General features: G+C 75.5%; 5 protein-coding genes. 3 read left to right on the top strand and 2 right to left on the bottom strand.

The annotated features are described in order from the left end of the window. Positions 1-214: 214 nt before the first annotated feature. Both ABZ641_RS22790 and ABZ641_RS22795 read left to right on the top strand, forming a co-directional pair. The gene (locus ABZ641_RS22790; protein WP_344627162.1) at positions 215-790 is read left to right on the top strand and encodes a GNAT family N-acetyltransferase; all 576 of its coding nucleotides are present in this window, start codon (positions 215-217) and stop codon (positions 788-790) included. Between the two features lie 107 nt (positions 791-897). Beyond that, the gene (locus ABZ641_RS22795) at positions 898-1,101 is read left to right on the top strand and encodes an STAS/SEC14 domain-containing protein (protein ID WP_359984384.1); all 204 of its coding nucleotides are present in this window, start codon (positions 898-900) and stop codon (positions 1,099-1,101) included. Between the two features lie 322 nt (positions 1,102-1,423). Here ABZ641_RS22795 and ABZ641_RS22800 read toward each other — a convergent pair whose 3' ends face one another. Further along, a complete protein-coding gene (locus ABZ641_RS22800; protein ID WP_359984387.1) occupies positions 1,424-3,214 on the bottom strand; it encodes an ABC transporter ATP-binding protein in 1,791 nt (596 codons plus the stop codon). After that, positions 3,193-5,055, bottom strand: coding sequence for an ABC transporter ATP-binding protein (locus tag ABZ641_RS22805; RefSeq protein ID WP_359984390.1), 1,863 nt, complete (start codon positions 5,053-5,055; stop codon positions 3,193-3,195). Before ABZ641_RS22805 ends, ABZ641_RS22800 begins: the two co-directional genes overlap by 22 nt. Positions 5,056-5,395: 340 nt before the next feature. Between ABZ641_RS22805 and ABZ641_RS22810 the strand changes: the two genes are divergently transcribed. Further along, positions 5,396-6,250: an aldo/keto reductase gene (locus tag ABZ641_RS22810; RefSeq protein ID WP_344621828.1), complete on the top strand. Its 855-nt coding sequence runs from the start codon at positions 5,396-5,398 to the stop codon at positions 6,248-6,250. Positions 6,251-6,333: the final 83 nt, after the last annotated feature.

Consider the following 6,333-nt stretch of genomic DNA (forward strand, 5'->3'; position numbering starts at 1 on the left):
CGTGCTGCCGGGCATGTGGACGTACCAGGTCGTGGAGACCTACAACGACGGGTACCACCGGGCCTTCGTCGAGGCGGAGCGGCAGGTCCGCGAGGCGCTGGCGCCCGGCCGCGACCACATCGCCGAGGCCGAGATGCGGGCCCGGGGCGAGACCCGCTGAGCGCCTCCCGCCCCGGGCCCGGCACGGTGCGGACGGCGTGAGAGCCTGGGCCGCATGAGCGAGACGATCACCGTCACCACCTGGTACCTGGAGCAGACCTCCCGCACCGACCTGGTGGAGGCGCCCGCACCGGAGAACACCCCGCTGCAGATCCTCCTGGCCGAGGAGACCGGGCCGGAGTTCGCCCGCTTCCTCTACACCGCCGTCGGCGGCCCGTGGACCTGGACGGACCGGCTGCCCTGGAGCCACCGTCAGTGGCAGGAGTGGCTCGACCGCGACGGAGTGGAGACCTGGGTCGCGTACGTGGCGGGCACCCCGGCCGGATACGTGCAGCTGGAGCCGCGCGGGGACGGCCGCGTCGAGGTCGCCTACTTCGGGCTGCTGCCGCAGTTCATCGGCCGTGGCCTCGGCCGCCACCTGCTCGGCGTCGGACTCACCCGCGCCTGGGACCTCGCCGACCGGCACCCCGCTCTGCCGCCCACCACCACGGTCACCGTCAACACCTGCTCGCTGGACGGGCCCGCCGCCCTGCGGACCTACCGCGCGGCCGGCTTCCGCACCGCCACCACCGAGACCACCGACAAGCCCGCCGTCCCCACCCCCGGCCCCTGGCCCGGCGCCCACACCTGACCGGGCCGAGGCCCGACCGGCGAGGAGATGCCCGGGCCGGGACGCCGTCCTGGCGTGGGCAGCGGCGCGCCCCGGCCGGGGCGGGACGGGTGGCTCCGGGAGGCGATGTGATCAAGAGGCTGGAGGACCTGCCGGCGGGTGTGATCGGGTTCGAGACCGGTGGCACGCTGTCGGCCGAGGACTACCGGGACGTGCTGCTGCCCGCGTTGACGGGGGCCGCCGAGGCGGGGGAGGTGCGGTGCGTCATCGTCGTCCCCGAGTTCCACGGGATGACCGGCGGGGCGCTGTGGCAGGACCTGAGGACGGGATGAACACCCAGAACCGGATCTGCACGTCGTCGAGGTTGGCGAACAGGAACCAGATCGCCAGTACCGCGATCACCCCGCAGGCGATCCACCTGGTGGGCACTCCCGCGATCTCGCCGCGCGGCCCGCCGCCGGACGCGCCGCCCGGGGAACCACCCGAAGTCTTGGTCACACCATCAGTCTGCTCCGTTCCGTACCGGTTTGCCGGTATCGCGCCGCCCGGTACGACCCGGGCGGCGCAATGCCGGTTGCTCCGTGCTCCCCACCGGCCGGGCCGGACACGCTCACCGGCCGGGCCGGACACGCTCACCGGTCGGGCCGGACGCGCTCAGCGCTCGTCCCGCCAGGAGCGCCAGAGCGCCGCGTACGGCCCGCCGGCCGCGACCAGCTCGGAGTGGCTGCCGTACTCGCTGATCCGGCCCTGCTCGACCACCGCGATCACGTCGGCGTCGTGCGCGGTGTGCAGGCGGTGCGCGATGGCGATCACCGTGCGGCCCTCCAGCACCCGGGAGAGCGAGCGCTCCAGGTGACGGGCGGCCCGCGGGTCGAGCAGCGAGGTGGCCTCGTCCAGCACCAGGGTGTGCGGGTCGGCGAGGACGAGCCGGGCGAGCGCCAGTTGCTGGGCCTGGGCCGGGGTGAGCGCGGTGCCGCCCGAGCCGACCTCGGTGTCCAGGCCCTCGGGCAGGGCGTCGGCCCAGTCCTCGGCGTCGACGGCGGCGAGCGCGGCCCGCAGCTCGGTGTCGTCGGCGCCCGGCCGGGCGAGCCGCAGGTTGTCCCGGAGCGTGCCGACGAACACGTGGTGCTCCTGGTTGACCAGGGCGACCTCGGCCCGGACCCGCTCGGCGGGCATCTCCGCCAGGGCGGCGCCGCCGAGGGTGACCCGGCCGCGGCCCGGTGCGTAGATGCCGGCGAGCAGCCGTCCGAGCGTGGACTTGCCGGCGCCGGACGGGCCGACCAGGGCGACCCGGCTGCCCGGTGCGACGTCCAGGCTGATGCCGTGCAGCACGTCGGCGCCCTCGCGGTAGCCGAAGCGGACCTCCTCGGCCCGCACCCGCCGACCGTCGGGGCTGAGCGTCCCGTCGGTGTCCGGGTCCTCCACCTCGCGGACGCCGACCAGGCGGGCCAGCGACGCCTGCCCGATCTGCAGCTCGTCGTACCAGCGCAGGATGAGGTCGACCGGGTGGACGAGCGCCTGCGCGTAGAGCACGCCGGCGGTGAGCCGGCCGACGTCGATCCAGCCCTGGACGGTGAACACCCCGCCGAGGGTGAGCGTGCCGAGCACGGCGAGCGCGTAGGTCGCGTCGACGGTCGGGAACCAGACCGAGCGCAGCCAGAGCGTGTACCGCTCCCAGGCCACCCACTCGCCGATCTTGCGGTCGGTCAGCCGGACCCGCTGCTCGCCGAGGCGCAGCGTCTCGACGGTGCGGCCGGCGTCGACCGTCTCGGCGAGGACGGTGTTGACCGCCGCGTACCCGGCCGACTCGGCGCGGTAGGACTGCGGTGCGCGCCGGAAGTACCAGCGGGAGCTGGCGAGCAGCAGCGGCAGGCCGATCACCGCGGTGGCGGCGAGCAGCGGCGAGGTCAGCACCAGTGCACCGAGCACGAGCACCACGGAGACCACGGCGACGGCGAGCTCGGGGACGGCCTCGCGGACCGACTTGGCGAGCCGGTCGACGTCGGTGGTGCCGCGGGAGACGAGGTCGCCGGTGCCGGCCCGCTCCAGGACGCCGGGCGGCAGCGCGACCGACCGGACGAGGAAGTCCTCGCGCAGGTCGGCCAGCACCTCCTCGCCGAGGATGCCGCCGCGCAGCCGGGACAGTCCCATGAACACGGACTGCACGACCAGGGCCGCGAGGTACCAGCCGACGGCGGTGAGGATGCGGCCCTCGGTGGTGCCGGCGGAGAGCGACTCGACGAGCGAGCCGAGCACCCACGGGCCGACCAGGCCGGCCACGGTGGCGACCGAGTGCAGCGCGACGACGGCGGCGAAGCCGCCGCGGTGGCGCCGGGCGAGCAGCCGGACGTAGGCGCGGACGGTGGCCGGGCGGGCCACCGGGAGCATGGTGGCGGGCCCCTGCTCCTGGACGGTGGGTGGCTTCAGGCCTCGGGGGAGCCGCATGCCGCCTCCTTCACGGTCTGGTTCGGTGCGGGGGTGCCAGCGTCCGGCGCGGGACGTGCGGCGGCGGGGCCGGCGGGAGCGGGGCCGGCGTCCTCATCGCGGGTGACGACGGCCCGGTACCGGGCGTCGTCGGCGATCAGGGCGCGGTGGGTGCCGGTCGCGGCGACCCGGCCGTCCTGGACGAGGACGACGCCGTCGGCCTGGTCGAGCAGCAGCGGGCTGGTGGCGAAGACCACCGTGGTGCGGCCGTCCCGGACCTTGCGCAGACCGGCCGCGATCCGCGACTCGGTGTGGGCGTCGACGGCGCTGGTGGGCTCGTCCATGACGAGCACCGGCGGGTCGGCGACCAGCGAGCGGGCGAGGGCCAGCCGCTGCCGCTGGCCGCCGGAGAGCGAGCGGCCGCGCTCGGTGATCCGGGCGGCCATCGGGTCGCCGCCGCACTCGGGCGAGCCGTCGACGAGGGCGTCGAGCACGTCCTCGGCGCGGGCGGCGGCCAGCGCCTCGGCGGTGTCCACCCGCCCGGCGCCGGGGACGTCCAGCAGTTCGGCCAGCGTGCCGGAGAGCAGCACCGGCTCCTTGTCGTGGACGAGCACGGCGGCCCGGGCGTCGGCCAGCGGCACGCCGTCCAGCGGGACGCCGCCGAGCCGGACGGAGGGCTGCGGCCGTTCGTCCTCGCCGAGCGGGACGTGTCCGCCGAGCCGGGCGGCGAGTGCGCCGGCGACGTCCGGGTCGCCGCAGACCACGGCGGTGAGCCGGCCGGCCCGGGCGGTCAGGCCGGTGACCGGGTCGTGCAGGTCGCCGCGTTCGGGCCGGACGATGCTCTCCGGGAAGTCGCTGCCGGGGGCGGTGCGGCTGAGCGCGAGGACGCGGGCGGCGCGGCCGGCCGAGACCCGGGCCACCGACCAGGCGTGCGCGGCCTCGCCGAGGATGCGCAGCGGCGCGGCGAGGAAGGCCGTCGCGCCGTAGACGGCGACGAGCTCGCCGATGCCGAGCGCACCGGTCGCGGCGAGGTGGGCGCCGTACCAGGTGACGCCGACGACGAACAGGCCGGGCAGCAGGACCTGCTGGGCCTGCATCAGGGACCAGGTGCGGGCGGCCCGGACGGCGGCCCGGCGGACCTTCTGCGAGGCGGTGCGGTACCGCTCCAGGAAGAGCTCCTCGCCGCCGATGCCGCGCAGCACGCGCAGGCCCGCGACGGTGTCGGCGGCGAGTTCGGTGGCCTTGCCGCCGAGGGCGCGCTGCTCGGAGTAGCGCCGTTCGAACGGGCCGAGCAGCGGCCAGACGGCGGCGGCGAGCACCGGCACGCCGAGCAGGACGGCGGTGCCGAGCAGCGGCTCGCGGACGAGCACGACGAGGCTGACGGCGAGCCAGACCAGCACGGCGGCGCGGACCCGGGCCATCAGCTCGACGTACCAGCCGATCTTCTCGACGTCGCCGCTGCTGACGGCGACCACCTCGCCGGTGGCGATCCGGCGGGAGAGGCCGGCGCCGAGGCGGGAGGCCTGACGGGCGACGAGCTGGCGGACCTGGGCGGCGCAGGTGATCCAGTTCCACACCGCCTGGCGGTGCAGCAGGACGGTGCCGATGGCCTGGAGGACGGCGAGCAGCACGGCGAGGCCGCCGGCCCGCCAGATGCCGGCGGTGTCCTCGTCGACCGCGGCCTGGATGCCGAGGCCGAGGGCCAGCGGCAGGGCCGCCTGACAGCCCATTTCGAGGACGCCCCAGCAGGTGGCGAGGACCTGCCCGCGCCGCTGGGCGCGGGAGAGCCAGCGCAGCAGGCCCAGCGGGGAGGAGAGGTCGGGTCTGCCGGGGTCGTCCAGCGGCAGGTGTGCGAGCGGCATGACGCTCCGTTACGGGTGGTACGGGCAGGTCGGGCGCGCGGCCCGGGTCGCGGGCACGGCGGAGGGCCCGGCGCTCGGGCGCGACCAGGGCTTCGGGAGGCGGGGGCGGGCCCGTCGGGGGTGCGGGCGCCGGACACGGTTCAGGACGTCATGGTCACCGAGCGTCCCCGTCGGGGTGTGGCGCACGCAACAGGTTTTCCGGGCGACCCGCGGAATTCCGGCCAGGGCGGCGGCGGGTCTCACCGGATCGAGGGAATATCCGCACACCGGGAATGTTTTCCCTGCCGCTCCCGTTGGCCGCCTTCGGAAGCATCGGACGACCAGGAGGGCACCCCTTCCCGTGAGCACCATCCCCAGCGTCACGCTCAACGACGGCGCGGTGATCCCGCAGCTCGGTTTCGGCGTCTGGCAGGTTCCGGACGCGGAGGCCGCTCCGGCGGTCCGCGCGGCGATCGAGGCGGGCTACCGCTCGATCGACACCGCGGCCGTGTACGAGAACGAGACCGGCACCGGCGTCGCGATAGCCGAGTCGGGCGTGGCCCGCGAGGAGCTGTTCGTCACCACCAAGCTGTGGAACTCGGGCACCGTCGACTGGTCCGGGCAGCAGGGCCGGGACGCCGTGCTCCGCGCGTTCGACGACTCGCTGGCCAAGCTCGGACTCGACCACGTCGACCTGTACCTGATCCACTGGCCGCGGCCGATGCACGGCTCCTTCGGCAACATCTGGAAGGCCTTCGAGCAGCTGGCGGCGGACGGCCGCGCCACGTCGATCGGCGTCTCGAACTTCGGTCCGCAGCAGCTGGAGGTGCTGCTGCAGGAGAGCTCGGTCGCCCCGGTGCTCAACCAGGTCGAGCTGCACCCCTACTTCCCGCAGCACGAGCTGCGGGCGTTCCACGCGCAGCACGGCATCGCGACCGAGGCGTGGAGCCCGCTCGGCCAGGGCAAGTCGCTGCTCGACGAGCCGGCTCTGGCGAAGGTGGCCGCCAAGCACGGCCGCACCCCGGCCCAGGTGGTGCTGCGCTGGCACCTGCAGAGCGGCGTCATCGCGATCCCGAAGTCGGTCACCCCGTCGCGGATCAGGGAGAACCTCGACGTGGCCGGCTTCGAGCTGGACGCCGAGGACCTCGCGGCGATCGCCTCGATCGACACCGGCCGCCGGATCGGCCCGGACCCGCAGGGCTTCGACTGGAACTGAGCCGGTCCCGGTCCGTGCGGCGGCCGGCCCCACCCGCGGGTGGGGCCGGCCGCCGCACGGACCGGGACCGGCTCAGTTCCAGT

This window comes from Kitasatospora sp. NPDC007106 (genome assembly GCF_040634455.1).
GTDB lineage: Bacteria > Actinomycetota > Actinomycetes > Streptomycetales > Streptomycetaceae > Kitasatospora > Kitasatospora arboriphila.